Source organism: Salibacterium aidingense DSM 18341 (genome assembly GCF_000429685.1).
Taxonomy (GTDB): domain Bacteria; phylum Bacillota; class Bacilli; order Bacillales; family Marinococcaceae; genus Salibacterium; species Salibacterium aidingense.
In genome coordinates this window covers 229,698-245,852 of the sequence record NZ_KE386940.1, presented here as the reverse complement: position 1 = coordinate 245,852, position 16,155 = coordinate 229,698, and the positions used below count along the sequence as shown (strand labels likewise).

At 45.7% G+C, this 16,155-nt stretch carries 14 protein-coding genes; 7 read left to right on the top strand and 7 right to left on the bottom strand.

Going from position 1 to position 16,155, the window contains the following annotated elements:
- Positions 1-102 precede the first annotated feature (102 nt).
- The gene (locus tag G475_RS0123270; RefSeq protein ID WP_026703305.1) at positions 103-1,965 is read right to left on the bottom strand and encodes a cation:proton antiporter; all 1,863 of its coding nucleotides are present in this window, start codon (positions 1,963-1,965) and stop codon (positions 103-105) included.
- Between the two features lie 420 nt (positions 1,966-2,385).
- On the opposite strand from G475_RS0123270, the gene G475_RS0123260 reads away from it, so the two are divergent.
- Positions 2,386-2,814 carry an AhpC/TSA family protein gene (locus tag G475_RS0123260; protein ID WP_026703304.1) on the top strand — a complete coding sequence of 143 codons (429 nt, stop codon included), beginning with the start codon at positions 2,386-2,388 and terminating at the stop codon, positions 2,812-2,814.
- A 62-nt stretch (positions 2,815-2,876) separates the two neighbouring features.
- Here the strand turns inward: G475_RS0123260 and G475_RS0123255 are convergent, their stop codons facing one another.
- Positions 2,877-3,437: a 3-dehydroquinate synthase II gene (locus G475_RS0123255; protein ID WP_084414254.1), complete on the bottom strand. Its 561-nt coding sequence runs from the start codon at positions 3,435-3,437 to the stop codon at positions 2,877-2,879.
- A 297-nt stretch (positions 3,438-3,734) separates the two neighbouring features.
- Positions 3,735-3,935 carry a hypothetical protein gene (locus tag G475_RS0123250; RefSeq protein ID WP_026703302.1) on the bottom strand — a complete coding sequence of 67 codons (201 nt, stop codon included), beginning with the start codon at positions 3,933-3,935 and terminating at the stop codon, positions 3,735-3,737.
- Between the two features lie 152 nt (positions 3,936-4,087).
- Between G475_RS0123250 and G475_RS0123245 the strand changes: the two genes are divergently transcribed.
- The gene (locus G475_RS0123245) at positions 4,088-4,729 is read left to right on the top strand and encodes a superoxide dismutase family protein (protein WP_051302848.1); all 642 of its coding nucleotides are present in this window, start codon (positions 4,088-4,090) and stop codon (positions 4,727-4,729) included.
- A gap of 54 nt (positions 4,730-4,783) precedes the next feature.
- Here G475_RS0123245 and G475_RS0123240 read toward each other — a convergent pair whose 3' ends face one another.
- From G475_RS0123240 to G475_RS26165, 3 genes are all read right to left on the bottom strand, one after another.
- Positions 4,784-5,569 carry a TerC family protein gene (locus G475_RS0123240; protein ID WP_026703300.1) on the bottom strand — a complete coding sequence of 262 codons (786 nt, stop codon included), beginning with the start codon at positions 5,567-5,569 and terminating at the stop codon, positions 4,784-4,786.
- A 78-nt stretch (positions 5,570-5,647) separates the two neighbouring features.
- The gene (locus tag G475_RS0123235) at positions 5,648-7,552 is read right to left on the bottom strand and encodes an ABC-F family ATP-binding cassette domain-containing protein (protein WP_026703299.1); all 1,905 of its coding nucleotides are present in this window, start codon (positions 7,550-7,552) and stop codon (positions 5,648-5,650) included.
- 116 nt (positions 7,553-7,668) lie between these two features.
- The gene (locus G475_RS26165; RefSeq protein WP_051302847.1) at positions 7,669-9,075 is read right to left on the bottom strand and encodes a DEAD/DEAH box helicase; all 1,407 of its coding nucleotides are present in this window, start codon (positions 9,073-9,075) and stop codon (positions 7,669-7,671) included.
- Positions 9,076-9,450: 375 nt separating this feature from the next.
- Here G475_RS26165 and G475_RS0123225 point away from each other — a divergent pair, with 375 nt between their 5' ends.
- Complete coding sequence (locus G475_RS0123225; protein WP_026703298.1) at positions 9,451-9,672, top strand: hypothetical protein; 222 nt, start codon at positions 9,451-9,453, stop codon at positions 9,670-9,672.
- A gap of 46 nt (positions 9,673-9,718) precedes the next feature.
- Here G475_RS0123225 and G475_RS0123220 read toward each other — a convergent pair whose 3' ends face one another.
- Entirely contained in the window at positions 9,719-11,890 is a 2,172-nt protein-coding gene (locus G475_RS0123220; protein ID WP_026703297.1) for a DNA topoisomerase III, read from the bottom strand.
- 145 nt (positions 11,891-12,035) lie between these two features.
- Between G475_RS0123220 and G475_RS0123215 the strand changes: the two genes are divergently transcribed.
- The 4 genes from G475_RS0123215 to G475_RS0123200 all read left to right on the top strand — a co-directional run bounded on the left by G475_RS0123215 (position 12,036) and on the right by G475_RS0123200 (position 16,147).
- Complete coding sequence (locus G475_RS0123215; RefSeq protein ID WP_026703296.1) at positions 12,036-13,610, top strand: ATP-binding protein; 1,575 nt, start codon at positions 12,036-12,038, stop codon at positions 13,608-13,610.
- Positions 13,611-13,626: 16 nt separating this feature from the next.
- Positions 13,627-14,319 (top strand): response regulator, encoded by a 693-nt coding sequence (locus G475_RS0123210; RefSeq protein ID WP_026703295.1) that lies wholly within the window; start codon positions 13,627-13,629, stop codon positions 14,317-14,319.
- A gap of 253 nt (positions 14,320-14,572) precedes the next feature.
- Positions 14,573-15,604, top strand: a complete 1,032-nt coding sequence (locus tag G475_RS0123205) for a tripartite tricarboxylate transporter substrate binding protein (protein ID WP_026703294.1) — start codon at positions 14,573-14,575, stop codon at positions 15,602-15,604.
- Positions 15,605-15,688: 84 nt separating this feature from the next.
- Positions 15,689-16,147, top strand: coding sequence for a tripartite tricarboxylate transporter TctB family protein (locus tag G475_RS0123200; protein WP_026703293.1), 459 nt, complete (start codon positions 15,689-15,691; stop codon positions 16,145-16,147).
- The last annotated feature ends 8 nt before the right edge of the window (positions 16,148-16,155 follow it).

Here is a 16,155-nt window from a genome sequence, read left to right as displayed (position 1 = left end):
GTGTATTGAATTCTCTCCGCTTTGTCAATAAGAAAAACGGAGCGGGGAAGGTTTTCCCTGGCTCCGTTTGCTTGATTCGGGTGGCGCTGTGAAAGAACTTTTTTATTGAACGGGGAGGTTTTCGTCTTCATCTTTCCGATTTTCCAGCGACGATTTTATTTTATTTTCCATTCTTACCGGCGGGGCCAAGCTGATGATGGTATCGCCGGCTTCCGGCTTTAGAGGGGCCTCACTGGTAAAAAAGTCAAACTTTCCTGTGGGCTTAAAGCTGACAATCGGAAGGGCGTCCTCTTCCATTTCCTCCAGATATTTTTTATAGTTGTACTGTTTGGTCAGCTTGGTCTGGACAAAATGATACCCCTCGTCTATTCTGCGGTTTAATTCTGCATACGTCGCTCCTTTTTCAAACAGAATTCTTCCGCCGATACGGACAACCAAATCATCCGGGTGCTCCCTATCCGGATCATGCCAGCTCAGTTGAAATAGATCGTTGCGGCCGATTTCAGGTACAAACGTTGTACAGACCAGCGAATTGTAGGAATCTCTGTCTGTTGCAGCGATTAACTTCTCGTAGGGAGTCATATCCAGATAATACTCTGTCTGTTCAGATAAAATTTCGCCTCTATAATAAGGAATTCCTGCTTTACGGGCGTTAAACAGCTGTTCAAAGGAAGTATCTGTAATAAGCACGGGAATATTCATTTCCTTTAACGTCCGTGCAAGCGAGGTCGTGAACGAACTCCCCCCTACAATGATAACACCCGGTTTTCCTTCAAGAGAGAGTCCGAGTTTTCTGGCAAGCGGTCCAATCGTAAATCCGTGAGCACAAACTGTAGAAAACACAAGCGCAAACGTTAACGGAGTTACAATTGACGCTCCGGGATAACCTGCTTCTTCTAAAACGTTGGCAAAATAACCCGCTACGGTCAGAGCCACAATTCCCCGGGGGGCGATCCAGCCGACAAGGGCTTTTTCTTTAAAGGAGAGCTCTGTATTAATCGTAGACAGCCAGATGGACAAAGGACGTACGATCAGCAGCATTAAAATGACATATGCCATAATTCTCGGATCAAAGACCTGCAACAGGGTAGCCCTGTCCAGTGACGCCGTAATCATAATAAATATGCCGGAAATTAACAATACTGATATATTTTCCTTAAAATGCCTCATATCGCTTAGAGAAGCGATATGCATATTTGCCAGTGTCATCCCCATCGCTGTCACTGCCAATAGACCGGTTTCATGCATCACCTCATCTGCAGCAGCAAAACAGGCAATAACCACGGTGAAAACAATTGGGGATTTTAAAAATTCCGGTACAAATCCGGTTTCAAACATCCAGCCAATACCGCGGCCGCAAGCCCAGCCGACCGCTATCGCAAACAGAGAAGCTAAAAAGAACAACAGCATAGCTTCTGCCGTTACGGTGTCAATTGTTAAAAATTGTATAATTTCAAAAGCAAATACCGCCAGCAGCGCTCCCAGAGGATCCACGACAACGCCTTCCCATTTTAAAATCGCAGCAGGCCTCGCCTTTAGCTTTGCCTGACGAAGAAGCGGCAGAATTACCGTCGGACCTGTTACGATAAACAGACCGCCAATAATAAATGACACCGCTGCGGATAAACCGGCCACGAAAAATGCCGTTAATGATCCCAGAATCCACGCCAGAAATGCTCCAAGCGTAATAATCCGGTAGACAGACTTTCCCAGCCCCTTTATCTCCCGGTAATCCAAATTCAAGCTTCCTTCAAATAAAATGATAGCTACGGCCACCGATATAATTGGATTAAATAACGCTCCAAAATCTTCACTCGGTGTCATGATTCCAAAAATTGGTCCGATAAGGAGGCCGGCTACCGACATGACTACGATCGCCGGCATGCGGAAACGCCATGCAAACCACTGCGATCCTATACCTAACACACCAATCAGCATAAGATGGGATAAAATTGAATCAAACATATCAGGTTCCTTTCTCTCTTTCAGTGTGACATGAACACAACGCTTATACTGCTGATACGTCTCCACTCCTTCTAAGCGCTGTTCCTGTGCATCCGATATGAATAGATAGCGGTATGCTGATACTTCACAGCTTCCATTTAGAAAGCTGATCTAAGGTATTCACTTGTTATGAAGATGATGCCCGAAACAAAACAATACAACATCATCAGGGTTGTTTTCAATCGATTGGCTTTGATTTTTAAAAACTTTATAATGGAAGCAGGAGTTTTTTAGGAGGTACAGGTTGTGAAAACAGACTATATCTTAAAAACAACAGAAGGTTCCGATTGCCATCTTGAGAATATTATAGGCGGAACTCCGGCCCTTGTCGTCTTTCTCAGGCATCCCGGCTGACCATTCTGCAGAGAATTCCTTGCGCAGTTGCGTGAGCATGCCGACTTCCTGCAGGTAGAGAAAGGCGTGAAAATTGTCCCCGTATTCCCAGCCGCTGTTTCTTTATTATCTTCTTTTGAACAAGCGTATGGCCCGTATCCGTTCCCTTTATATGCAGATCCCGGCAAAGAAGCGTTTCAAGGGTTCGGGCATCAAAGGATGAATCGTTTGAAACTGCTTGCTAAAGCGGTATTAGGTGTGGCTGCCGGACGTGTAAAAGATTTTCTCCCCAAAAACGCCGAAAAGAAAAAAGTTGTCACAACGTCTATGAAGAAATCAGACATTTATATGCAAGGGGGCAGCTGGCTTTTCGACGAAAACAAACAACTGAAATGGAAGCATCTTGATAACACTCCGGAAAATCATGCTTCCATCGAAGATATTAAACAGGCCGTCTCTACGTATATCCCCTCATAAAAGAGCCGGAACAGCAGAAGATTTACTGATAGCAGGGGGCTGTGCTTTAAAGCCGGCTCCCTTTACCATTCCGTAATATCTTCCGTTATTTTCTCACCAAGATGACGTCCAGGCTGGTCCGGATAACAACAGATACGGTCTCCAGCTTCCAATTCCGTGATAGAAACAGCAGTGGCGTCCTCCTTTAAAAAAGTGACGCTGTCTGCGTGTTGAACAGTGGCGGAAATCCTCTCTCCGTGCCAGTTCGTCTCCACCCGCACTAACTCCCGTTTTTCCATTTTCACCCGGCCGACCGGCACTTCTTTCGGCTCCGTTCCGTTATATATAGTAAGCGTTTCTCCTCCTCTTATTTCTTCCAAATAACGGGTATGATCCTGTTGAAACAAATATTGATGCAGTCCGCCTGCATTAATCCGGAATGTCCGCGGGGGGTAAGCCGCGGAGGAGCGGTTTTCTGACAGGATCAGCAGATAACCATGTCCGGTGTTTCCCGCGAGCACTCCTTCTGTCGGGGTAAGAATATCCGCCGTATCGATACATACCCGCGTCCCTTTTCCCACTGGTGTAATATTTTCCACTACAGCAAATCGCAATTCTTTATTTAAATGGTGTTCTTCTGGCACCTTGATCTTCCTTTCTTTTTTATCAGAAATGCGCAAGCCCTGGGAAGCCTCGATAGGTTCAAAGGCGCGCAAGACGTGCTGGCGCCACCGGTTCCCTACAGGACGTGGGGGCTTGCAGGCGGCGATTTTTCTACTGCGCTGGGCAGTCTGCTGCCCGAAGTCACTTCCTGGAACAATGTCGAACTGACCCGTGGGCCTCCGAGCGGCCGGGAGCTGACGATCTCGAAAACGCTATACTTCTAAACTTTCTGAATTACAATAAAAAACAGTACTACTGTTAGATCAGGAGCACTGCATTTAGTGGCCGGAGGAATCTTGTTCCAATTCCCGTACAATTCCTTTTTTAAATTCACGGACAACCACAGCGGCAAACAACACCATCACAAACAAAAATAAAGCTTCCGGTATTTCGGCGATCGTGGTTCCGAACGCAGATAAGATCTGGAACATTAAAATAATGAACCAAATACTCGTAATCACTTTTAATACATTTACCACGGAATATCACCTATTATGTCCAGGATAACGTTCTGACTACAGTATAACGCAACACCCGCCTTTCTTCACCCTGTTTTTTCAAGAAAATCAGAAGAGGATTATAAAATACGCGTATCCTGGTAAAAATGGTCAGGAAAGGAGGGAATAGAATTATGAAAAAATATTCCGCAGCGATAACGTTTCTAGCTGTCATAGGACTGTTATTCGGCTGTAACAATCCGAATGAAACCAATGAAGAAGGCCTGCCGGAAGAAGATGCCCGTGAGGTACTGTCCAATGCATCGGAGATATCGAAAAATGGCATTGCCGAAGCAAGCATGCAGAACACAGACGGCTCCATTATCGGTAATGTCCAGTTTTATGAAAAAGATAAGTCTGTTATCATGGAAGCGTTTTTTGAACAAGGGGTCCCAGGCGGGTTTCATGGTTTTCATATTCATGAAACAGGCCTCTGTGAACCTAACGCAGAAGATGGGCCGTTCACAACAGCAGGGGGGCATTTTAATCCGGAGAACACCACCCACGGTTCTCATGCCGGGGACATGCCTTCGTTATACGGAATGGAAGACGGTTCCGCTTATTTAGTGTCAGCACTTGATCAAATCCAGCCTCATCAGTTGGCGAATGAAGATCTTGCCGTCATCGTTCATTCCGGCCCTGATAATTTTGCCAATATCCCGGACCGCTACACTTCTAAAAACAGTGATCAACCCGGTCCGGACGAAGAAACCTTACAAACCGGGGATTCCGGCTCTCGTATTTCATGCGGTGTGATCGAAGCTTCCAATCAATAATAGCAAAAACAACTCTCTGCCACTTAAGGAAGAGAGTTGTTTTCATTTACATGCTTATACCAGTCCATCGCTCTCTGCTTCTTCCTTCTTGCTGGATAAAAACCAACCGCCTAAAGCAATCAAGACCAAAACCAAATAAAAGGTGATCTTCCAGGGAGTCGATTCCGCGAATTCTTCCGGAAGCACATGTAAAGCTGGATGGGACAACGTATAGACAGCCAATTTAATCCCAACCCAGCCGACAATAAGGAAGGCGGCAATTTCCAGCCCCGGCCGTTTTTTCAACAGCTTCACAAACAAAGTTGCAGCAAACCGCATGATAATAACACCAATTAAGCCTCCAGTGAGAATGACGATAAATTTTCCGCCGTCCAGGCCTCCGATATTTCCAATCGGGCTATCAGGCAGAGTGACAGCGAGGGCAACGGCGGCTAAAATCGAATCAACCGCAAAAGCGATATCAGCGACTTCGACTTTCAGCACGGTTCCCCAAAAGCCTGCAGTTCCTGCCTTCTTCTCCTCTGCTTTTTCTTCCGGGGATTTATCATTTTGCAGCCATACTTTCCGCACAATATGATTGCCGGCCATAAATAACAGATACAATGCTCCTATCGCCTGCACCTGCCAGACATCCACTAAAAAGGATATGACAAATAATGAAGCGAATCGGAACACAAACGCGCCGGCCAGGCCATAGAAAAGTGCCTTTTTTCGCTGCTCTTCCGGCAGGTTCTTCACCATAATGGCAAGAACCAAGGCGTTATCTGCCGCGAGGATGCCTTCCAGTAATATAAGAACCAGAAGCACCCAGCCGTATTCCAGTAATAGTCCTGCTTCCATAGCGATCTTCCTTTATCAGGGGCTTTCCTTAGATTCCCCCTTCATGTCCATTTATTATGCATCCAGCTCTCCAATCCTTCAACTCTTCGTCTGTTCAAGTTCTTCGGCAAGAAGAGACAGCTCGGTCCACCGTTCCATTGCCTGCTCTAATTCCTCTTCCAATTCTTTCTGTCGTTCCATCCATTCCTGAGCTTTTTCAAAATCGCTTCCTGCTTTTTCTATTTCCTGTTCCACGGCAGCTTTTTCTTGTTCCAGATGGTCTATTTTTTCTTCGATCCCTTCCCATTCCTGCTTTTCCTTATAGGACATTTTCTTACGGGAAGACGAGTCCCGGGAGGCGGGGGCATTCGATTTGGACGAAGACGCGGGAGACGGGGCGGCAGCACTTTGTTTTCGTTCCTCCATGAGCTCTGAATAATTCCCCTGATACTTTTCCAGGGTGCCATCTTCTTTAAATACCAGTAAAGCATCCACCACCCGGTCTAAAAAGTAGCGGTCGTGCGAAACCGTCACCACTACACCTGGAAATTGATCGAGATAATCCTCCAGCACGCTTAATGTTTCGGTGTCCAGATCATTGGTTGGCTCATCCAAAAACAGGACGTTTGGTTCCTGCATTAATACACTCAATAAATACAGCCTTCTGCGTTCTCCGCCGGAAAGCCGGGAAATATAATTCCACTGCAGCGAACGCGGAAAAAGAAACCGTTCCAGCATTTGTTCTGCTGTAATTTCTTTTCCTTCCACAGTTTGTACTACTTCCGCTGTCTCCCTGATATATTCAATCACACGTTTATTCTCATCCAAATCTTCATGTTCCTGGGAATAGTAGCCGATCCTAACAGTAGGTCCTCTTTCGATCCAGCCATCATCCGCTTCTGTTCTTCCGGCAAGAACATTTAACAGCGTCGTTTTTCCACTTCCGTTCGGTCCAACAATACCAAGACGCTCCCCGGGAGTCATTAAGTAATCAAAAGAACTAAATAATGTGAAGGAGCCATAAGTTTTCGTAAGGCCTTCTGCTTCTATCACTTTTTTTCCGAGGCGGGTCGAACCTATCGCAAAATCGACGTCCTGTTTTTTCGCGGGTCCTGACTGGTTTTTGAGCTGTTCCACCCGGTCGACACGTGCTTTCTGTTTGGTTCCCCGGGCTCTCGGCTGCTTTTTCAACCAGGAAAGTTCAGAGCGGAGAATATTCTGCCGCTTGATTTCATTCTGTTCTTCCAGCGCTTCCCGCTCCGCCTTTTTTTCTAAAAACAGTTCATAGTTGCCTTCATACACGTACAGCTTTCCCTTATCCAATTCATAGATCCTGTTGGTGACACGGTTTAAAAAATAGCGGTCGTGGGTGACAAGCATTAATGCCCCATGATAGGAGGAAAGATAACTTTCCAGCCATTCAATCGATTCGTTATCGAGGTGGTTTGTCGGTTCATCCATAATCAACAGGTCCGCCGGTTGTATTAAAGCCTTTGCGATCGCGACCCTTTTTTTCTGTCCGCCAGATAACTCCTTGACCTTTTTCATAAATGATGTAATGCCAAGACGGGTTAACACCTGCTTTGCCGTTGTATTTGCTTCCCATGCCTGCAGTTCATCCATTTGCTGCTGCGCGTTCATCAGATGATCCTGTGCTTCTTTGCTTTCATTATTCTGCTCGAGTTCTGCCAGTGCTTTTTCATAACGGCGCATCGTTTTCATGACCCCGGCCTCGCCGTAATAAATCTGATCCAGGACCGTTAGCTCTTCCTCCAAATCCGGTTCCTGAGGAAGATATTCTACCTGAAGAGAATTAGAATGAAACAATTCCCCCCGTTCCGGTGTATCGATCCCTGCCAATATCTTCAGGAGTGACGACTTCCCGGTTCCATTCACACCGATCAATCCGATCCGGTCCCGGTCCTCCACCACAAACGAAATATGGTCAAATAACGTTTTCTCTCCAAATGATTGGTATAAATCCTCTGCTCGTAATATGCTCATTTTATATTTCCCCCTTTAACGAGGAGATTTCACACTCTTTTTATCATAACATGATCAAGCCGGTTTTCCGAAGGACATACGTCTACATGGATCATAAAGGAAAAGCCGCTCTTTTCCTAAGAGCGGCTTCTAGGTCTGTGTTTTCTTTTTCCTCTCCGATCCTGACGCTGTCTGGAATTCCGTTTACCTGTCTTGTTTTTTGGGCGCAGAGAGGCCTCTTCTGTAAGTTGGATAGCTGCATGTTCGGGTTCTTTTGTATTTAGTTTAACAGCAGCTGCGACCAGAGTAACAGGGTCGTAACCGCTCAGCAATGTTTTCGCAGCATTTTCCACTTCTCTTGGAACCTCTTCCGATGCAGCCTCTTTCAGCTTATTCACTGCCTGCTGGTACCGTCCGTGAAGGGCCTCTTCCAGTGTTGGGATTTCTTGTTTGGTCATCTGCTTTTTTATCGTTTTCTCTATAAAACGGAGGTGGCTGATTTCTTTCGGGGTGGAAAAACTGATAGCCGCCCCTTCCTTTCCGGCCCGGCCTGTCCGGCCGATACGGTGGACATAGCTTTCCGGATCCTGCGGAAGATCAAAATTATAGACGTGGGTGACGTTTTGAACGTCCAGCCCCCTCGCTGCTACATCCGTTGCCACCAATATATCGAGAATTCCCTTTTTAAATTGCCGGAGTACTTTGTCCCGCTGTTCCTGCTTTAAGTCGCCATGTATACCGGCAGCGGCATATCCCCTCTGGGTTAATGCCTCGGACAGTTCGTCCACTCTCCGCTTCGTGCGGCCAAACACGATCGCAAGCTCCGGCGGCGTAATATCAAGCAGATGGCACAATGTATCGAATTTCTCTCTTTCCGGCACTTCAATATAATGCTGATCTATATTAGAAACCGTAATTCCCTTGCTTTTGACTTTCACAACGTCTGGATCATTCATAAATTTTTCTGTTACCGTCTGCAGACGTCCCGGCATCGTGGCCGAAAACAATAAGGTTTGACGCTCTTTGGACACGGAATCAAGAATAGTTTCAATATCTTCAATAAAACCCATACTCAACATTTCATCTGCTTCATCCAGCACCACACTTTCCATATATTCCGGACGAATCGTTTTTCTTCTCATATGATCCATAAACCGGCCTGGCGTTGCCACTATAATCTGGGGACGCCGCTTTAAGGCCTTAATTTGTCTTGTTATTTCCTGACCGCCGTATATCGCAAGGGCCTGTATGCCTTTAAAGCGGCCCAGGCGGTTCAATTCTTCCGAGACCTGAATGGCAAGCTCCCTGGTCGGGGCCAGTACAAGGCCCTGTGGATATTTTTCTTCCTGTTTCATCTGCTCAATCAGCGGAATACCAAATGCTGCTGTCTTCCCTGTTCCGGTTTGGGCCTGGCCAATAATATCCCGGCCCTTCTTGAACTTGGGAATCACCTCCGCCTGAATCGGGGTTGCTTCTTCAAATCCCATGTCATTTACTGCCTGTAGGATCTCTTTATCCATCTGTAATTCTGAAAACAAAGTCACGTATACTCTTCTCCTTTTCTTTATTAACGATTCAGCCCTATTTTTAACGCAAATCTCTGATATTACCCAATTCGTCTCGAAACGTATTGGCTTTTCCATATCAAAAAAGACTGCATCCCCGTTTCCTTATAAGGGATACAGCCTTGCTGGATTTATGCTATTCCTTATTCAAAAACACCGTCTCGTTTTATAATACATTCATTGTATCACATTCTAATAAAAACCTCTATATTATTTTTATGATAACGATGTAATGAGAACTTAATGGTTCATTTGTTGAATTGTAAAAATATTATAGCTATACTTGTCCCAAAACATTATCCATACTTCGTCTTGTGCCAATCATATTGATGGCTTATTCAAAGGAGGGGTAGTATGCCTGGAAAAAACTTTGCTTATTTTTACAATGCGGCAGAACGGCAGATAACAGTAGGAACCTCTGAAGCCATTGAAAATTTATATGCCGGCAGTCCAAATATACATTATTGCTGTACAGAAGAAGAACTTGCTGACAATGTGCAGCAGTACTACAGGCAAGAATGTATTGTGACCTTAACAAGCCGGTTGCACACGTTTGAAAATAAGCTGTTTCTATAGTGTAAAATGCCGGGGGCTGCCTTTATCAGGGCAGCCCCCGGTTTCCTTATTTCTTTCCTTTCCAGTTTTGCAGCGCCTCTGCAAGAGCCGGATTTGCCAGTCCCTCGTCCTGATCATTAAGATACTTTTTGACGTCTTGTTTAGAAGCTTTATCCTGTTTCTCCTTGTTCCTTCGTTCGATAAAGGCGGTTTCCTTCTCCTTATAGCCGCAGCGGCAGACGAAAATTTTTCCATCCCCTTCTCCGCGGAGTTCCATTTTCTTCTTACAGTTTGGACAGCGGGCATTCGTCCATTTGGCAATGTTCTTTTTATATCCGCACGAGCGGTCCTGACAAACTTTCATTTTCCCATGTTTCCCTTTCACTTCCAGCAGCAGTCTGCCGCACTCCGGGCAGGGGGTGCCGGTAATATTGTCATGCTTAAATGCCTTCTTGCTTTGTTTTACCCCCTCTACTACTTCCGCCGCATAGTTTTTCATTTGTTGAATGAATTCTTCTTTGTTCCTGTTTCCCTTTTCTATTTCATCCAGCTGCTGTTCCCACTCGGCGGTAAGGGTTGCTGATTTCAGTTCCTCTGGTACAAGGTCAAGAAGCTGCTTCCCTTTAGAAGTAAGATGAAAGGTATTTCCTCGTTTTTCTAATAAAAACGTGTTCTGCAGTTTATCAATAATATCTGCTCTCGTTGCCACGGTCCCGATACCACCCGAGTTTTTTATTGTCTGGACAAGCTGTTTATCTTCGCCCTGCATAAACCGGGCCGGATTTTCCATTGCCGATAACAGACCCGCTTCCGTCAGGGCGGACGGCGGTTTTGTTTCTCCTTTTTCGAGTCCGGTTTTCCTCAATGGTAACGCATCATTTTCACGAAGAGCTGCCAGACGACCGCTCTTTCCCTGATTTTCTTCTTTTTCATATATTTCTTTCCATCCTGGTTCTTTCACTGCCTCTTCTTTTGCAGTAAACAGCTCATCTGCCAGTTCTGCCTTTCCTTCTGTCACTTCCTTTTTCTCCGGAGGGAAAAACGCGGCAAGAAAACGGTTCACCACCATTTCATAGACTTTCTTTTCTTTATCGGACATATCGGCCAACCTCGGAGATTCCTCCGTTGGAATGAGGGCATGGTGATCGGAGACTTTATTGTCATTGAACATTTGTTTTGAAAGCTGCCAATTTTGTTTTGTTATCTTGAGAATGTGCAAAGAAAACGGCTTTACATCAACAGCTTTCAGCCTCTCCTTCATCGTGCCTTTGAGGTCGGAGGACAAGTATCGTGAATCCGTTCTTGGATACGTGAGAACCTTATGGGTTTCGTACAGCCGCTGCAGAACACTAAGTGTTTCCTTTGCCGAAAAGCCAAAGCGCTGACTGCATTCCCGCTGCAGTTCTGTTAAATCATACAAGAGCGGCGCATCCTGTCGTTTTTCTTTTGTCGCCACCGAAGTAATAACGAGCTTTCTGTTTTTGATTTTTTCCTCGAGTTGTTCGGCTTTCTCCTTTGAAAACTGCCGATTATCGCCTGATTTCGGATGCTGCCACCAAAACGTCAGACCTTTTTCCGTCGTCGCATACAGCTGATAAAATGGGGCCGGTTGGAAATGCTTTATTTCCTGTTCCCGGGAAGCCACCATCGCAAGGGTTGGTGTCTGCACCCGTCCGCAGGAAAGCGAAGCATTAAACTTCGTCGTTAGAGCTCTGGTAGCGTTCATCCCTACATACCAGTCTGCCTCCGCTCTTGCCTGGGCAGCTGCGTATAGTGGATTGAATTTCCGGCCGTCATACAGTCGCTTAAACCCTTGTTTAATGGCCTGATCTGTCACGGAAGATATCCAAAGACGTTTGATTTTTTTCTTCACATTTGCTTTATCAAGGATCCAGCGGGCTACGAGCTCTCCTTCCCGGCCGGCGTCGGTAGCGATGATAACCTCGCTGACATCGTTGCGGTATAACTGTTTTTTTACGATATTGAACTGCCTGCCTGATTTGTTAATGACTGAAAGTTTCAGCTGCTCTGGAAGCATCGGCAGGTCTTCCAGCCTCCAAGTTTTATATTTCTGATCATAAACTTCCGGCTCTGCCAGGGTGATGAGGTGACCGAACGCCCATGTAATAATATAATTCGAACCTTCCATGTATCCATTCTTGTCCTGCCTGCATCCTAAAACTCTTGCGATATCCTTTCCTACCGAAGGTTTCTCGGCAAGAATGACTGCTTTACTCATTAGGGACAATCCTTCCTCTCTGTTTTCGCTGACTCTATCGTACCATATCTCTTCGGATTCTGGGTTGACGTTTCCAGGCAGTCATCTTATGGTAGAATTCACATATATGTCAAACTTCCGGGCGTTGGAGAAGAGGGACAGAGATATGCAGGTCAGCATTCAAACGAAAATTATTATTCTTATTTTTACTCTCCTCACTTTTGTTACCGTTGTTTTATCCGGTTTCTTTGCTTATCTGGAATCACAGGATATCGAGGATACCCTGGGTGATAAAGCATTAAGTACGGCTACCTATGTCGCAGGGTCTCCTGTAGTCCGCGAAGCTTTTGCGTCAGAAAACCCAAGCAGTGTACTGCAGCCTTATGCGGAACGAATCCGGGAGCAGTCCGGCGCAGAATTTGTGGTGATCGGAGACGAAAACGGCATTCGTTATGCTCACCCCGATGAATGGAAAATAGGCGAACACATGGTAGGAGGAGACAACGCCCGCGCCCTGGAAAACGGCGAATCATACATTTCTCAGGCGGAAGGAACACTTGGTCCATCTCTGCGTGGAAAAACACCGGTGCGAAACGACGCCGGTGATATTGTCGGCATCATTTCCGTCGGTTTTTTAATAGAGGATTTACGGGCAACTGTCGTGCAGCGGCTTGGTATTCTCGGCCTGCTCGCGCTGTTTGCCATCGGCATTGGCACGGTTGGTGCTGTGTTCCTTTCCCGAAGTATAAAAAAAGACATGTACGGACTTGAACCTTTCCAGATCGCCAACCTTTATGAAGTAAGGCAGGCTACGCTGAAAGCTATACGTGAAGGTATCATTGCGATTGATACAAAAAGTACCATAACCATGGTAAATGACTCCGCCATTGACATGCTCGGTTTTCAAGAAAACGTGGAAGGCAGCCTGGTAACCGATATCCTTCCTAATTCAGTAATGGAACGAGTACTGCAGCATGGCGAACCCGAGTTTAACCAGGAATTTTCCATGAATGGTAAATTATTTATTGTAAACCGGGAACCGATATATCACAAAGACACCATTGCCGGGGTGGTCTCCACCTTCCGGGACAAAACAGAAATGATGGATATGGCGAACACCCTTTCTGATATAAAAAAATACTCGGACGATCTTCGTTCCCAGAATCATGAATTCTCCAATAAACTTTATGCCCTTGCTGGTTACCTGCATTTAGGAAAAATAGAGGAAGCCATCCAGCTGATTGAAGAAGAAACGGTCAACCAGGAAAGACAAACTTCCGTGTTATTCCATCAAATAAAAGATTCGGCAGTACAGGCGATTTTGACAGGAAAAGCGGGCCGGGCATCGGAAAGAAAAATTGAATTTAACATTGATGAAGCGAGTCAATTGGATCCGCTCCCGGAGCATATCAGCCAGACCCAGCTGATTTCCATTCTTGGCAATGTCATTGATAATGCCATGGATGCCTCCCTTCAGCATCCAGCACCTTCTGTTTCCTTTTTTGTAACGGATTTGGGAAACGACATTATTTTCGAGGTCACCGATAACGGCAACGGCCTTCCTGCCGATCTCCCGGACCTGATGGAAAAAGGATTCTCCACTAAAACAGGGGAGCACAAACGCGGATATGGCCTTGCTATTATAAGAGAAACGGTTGAGGATCTTGGGGGTATGATCGAATTTCATAATCGGGAGGAAGGTGGAACGGTCTTCTCCATCTATATCCCAAAAAATAAATAGAAATGAGGGGTAGAACATGATTCATGCTGGAATCGCAGAAGATGATTTTCGCATCGCTTCCATTCATCAGGAATTGGTTCAGCAGGTAGAAGGCTTTCAATGTGATCACCGGGCCCTGAACGCCCGAGAGACAATGGAGATGCTCAAGAAGCACCCCATTCACCTCCTGTTATTGGATATCTATATGCCGGATGAACTTGGCACCAGCCTTCTTGGCAATATCCGGGAACATTATCCCTCTGTGGATATTATTATCATTTCAGCCTCCTCTGATACAGCACATGTGCAGAAATCGCTTCGGTACGGGGTTTTCGATTACATCGTTAAACCCGTTTCCCTCGAACGGCTGGAACAAACACTGCAGAAATATATCTCGTTCCGGCAGCAGCTGACCGAATCAGCAGAATTGACCCAGGATCATATCGACAGGCTTACCTCTTTTCGCCCTTCCGGTACAACCGCTGCAGCCAAAGAAAAGGAGCTGGAAGATCTGCCTAAAGGGATTGACCCCCTTACCCTGCAAACCGTCCGAGATGAATTAGAGCAAACATCAGCGGGGGTGACAGCAGAAGAAATGGGCTCCTTTTTAGGCGCTTCCCGCACCACCGCAAGACGCTACCTGGAATACTTGATATCCATTAAAGAAGCAGAAGCGAAGCCCATTTATGGCATTGTAGGCCGCCCGGAACGAAAATATTTCAGGAAATAAGGAGACTGGGAACAAAACCATCAACAGATAATAAATTCCGAACGATTCAGTACTGCACCCCAAACGTTAGAGTAAAAAACTAACATTGGGGTGTTTTTTTATGTATAGCAATGGATTGCAATGGAGACCCCCATTTTTGTGAACAAAATGCACAAAATATTCTTTTTTATTTTAATACGGTTTATTTTGAAAACGATTACATATATTCACTCTTCTTTTATGATAGATCCAGTGAAAAAAAGGAGGTCTTCCAATGAAACAATTATGGCTGTTATTTATAAGTCTTATGGCAGCGCTTGCACTTACCGCCTGTGGAGGCGGCAATTCTAACGAGAGCGGAGAAGAAAACGCTTCCGGTTCCTCAGGGGAGGAAAACTGGGAACCGGAACAATCTCTTGAAATTGTCGCCCCTTCCGGAGCCGGCGGCGGATGGGACACTACAGCCCGTATGGCGGCTGAAGGATTTGAAGAAGAAAGCATCATCGATCAGGGGTTTGGCGTGGTAAATAAAGAAGGAGGAGGCGGTGCTGTCGGCTGGTCCTATATCGCAGAAAAGGCCGGCAATCCTCATCACCTGTTTGTCGCGTCTCCGCCGCTGCTGTTGATTCCGTTAAACGGCCAGTCCGAATACGGTCATGAAGATTTCACCCCCATTGCGAACATGATTTCTGATTACGGAGCCTTCGCCGTACGCGAAGATGCTCCCTGGGAGGACTTGAATGAACTGTTTGATGATATGAAAGAGAACCCGGAGGACATCACGGTCATTGGTGAATCATCTCCGGGGAGCATGGATCACATTCAGTTTGTAAAGATTGCAAAAGCAGCCGGTGTCGATCCTCAATCCATTAAATATGTATCAGCCCAGGATGGCAGTACGATGACAAACCTGCTGAATGGAAATGCGGATGTATATTCCTCCGGAGTGACGGAAACGATCGAACAGGTCCGGGCTGGAGAAATACGAGTTCTTGGTGTAACCGCTGAAGAACGGATGGAAGGCGACGTTGTTGAAGACTTTCCTACCGCAAAAGAACAGGGAATTGACGAAACGTTTGTAAACTGGAGAGGTTTCTTCGGGCCGCCGGATATGAGCGATGCAGAGATTGCTTACTATGAAGAAAAATTTCAGGAACTAAATGAATCTAATCACTGGGCAGAGACGCGGGAAAAATTCGCCTGGAACGAAATGTACATGGACAGCGAAGAATACAGACAGTTTTTGGATGAAGAAAAAGAATCAATGCAGAAGCTGTTAAATGACTTGAATATTCAGGGCGAATAAGATCAATGCAAAGGAAGCCGTGGTCTTTTTATGCAGGATCACGGTATTTCTCATTCATATTGCGCAGAACAGGAGGGACATCCATTGCTTCGGCCTATTCACCGTAAAGTCAGTCTATTTCTTATTGCGTTGGCGGTTTTTTACTTGTACCTTTCCTATCAACTGCAAAGCTTCGGCACAGGTCCTATCGGAGCGGACACGATGCCAAAAGTACTTGGATGGCTTCTTATTTTGTTAAGTCTGCTGCTATTCTTCACAAAAGATCAGGAAACGGAAGAAGACAAGGAAAAACGCCGAATCCCAAAACAGGATGTAATAAAAATCGGAGGAGTTCTGCTGTTAACCCTTGGTTATATTATCTTTTTGGAACAGGCTGGATTCATTCTCGTTTCTTTTTTATTTATCTATCTCTGTTCTAATTTTCTCGGTTACAAGAAACATCTCAAAAATATGCTGGTTGCTGTATTGTTTCCAGTTATTCTTTACAGTATTTTTACAATGATGCTCGGTATTAACCTGCCGGCAGGAATTATTCCTTTATAGAAAGGAGG

Excerpts from the sequence above, each read along its gene's own strand:
- G475_RS0123270 (WP_026703305.1), bottom strand. The coding sequence starts at position 1,965 with ATGTTTGATTCAATTTTATCCCATCTTATGCTGATTGGTGTGTTAGGT.
- G475_RS0123245 (WP_051302848.1), top strand. The coding sequence starts at position 4,088 with ATGAAAAAATATTCCGCAGCGATAACGTTTCTAGCTGTCATAGGACTG.
- G475_RS0123240 (WP_026703300.1), bottom strand. The coding sequence starts at position 5,569 with ATGGAAGCAGGACTATTACTGGAATACGGCTGGGTGCTTCTGGTTCTT.
- G475_RS0123235 (WP_026703299.1), bottom strand. The coding sequence starts at position 7,552 with ATGAGCATATTACGAGCAGAGGATTTATACCAATCATTTGGAGAGAAA.
- G475_RS0123225 (WP_026703298.1), top strand. The coding sequence starts at position 9,451 with ATGCCTGGAAAAAACTTTGCTTATTTTTACAATGCGGCAGAACGGCAG.
- G475_RS0123220 (WP_026703297.1), bottom strand. The coding sequence starts at position 11,890 with ATGAGTAAAGCAGTCATTCTTGCCGAGAAACCTTCGGTAGGAAAGGAT.
- G475_RS0123215 (WP_026703296.1), top strand. The coding sequence starts at position 12,036 with ATGCAGGTCAGCATTCAAACGAAAATTATTATTCTTATTTTTACTCTC.
- G475_RS0123210 (WP_026703295.1), top strand. The coding sequence starts at position 13,627 with ATGATTCATGCTGGAATCGCAGAAGATGATTTTCGCATCGCTTCCATT.
- G475_RS0123205 (WP_026703294.1), top strand. The coding sequence starts at position 14,573 with ATGAAACAATTATGGCTGTTATTTATAAGTCTTATGGCAGCGCTTGCA.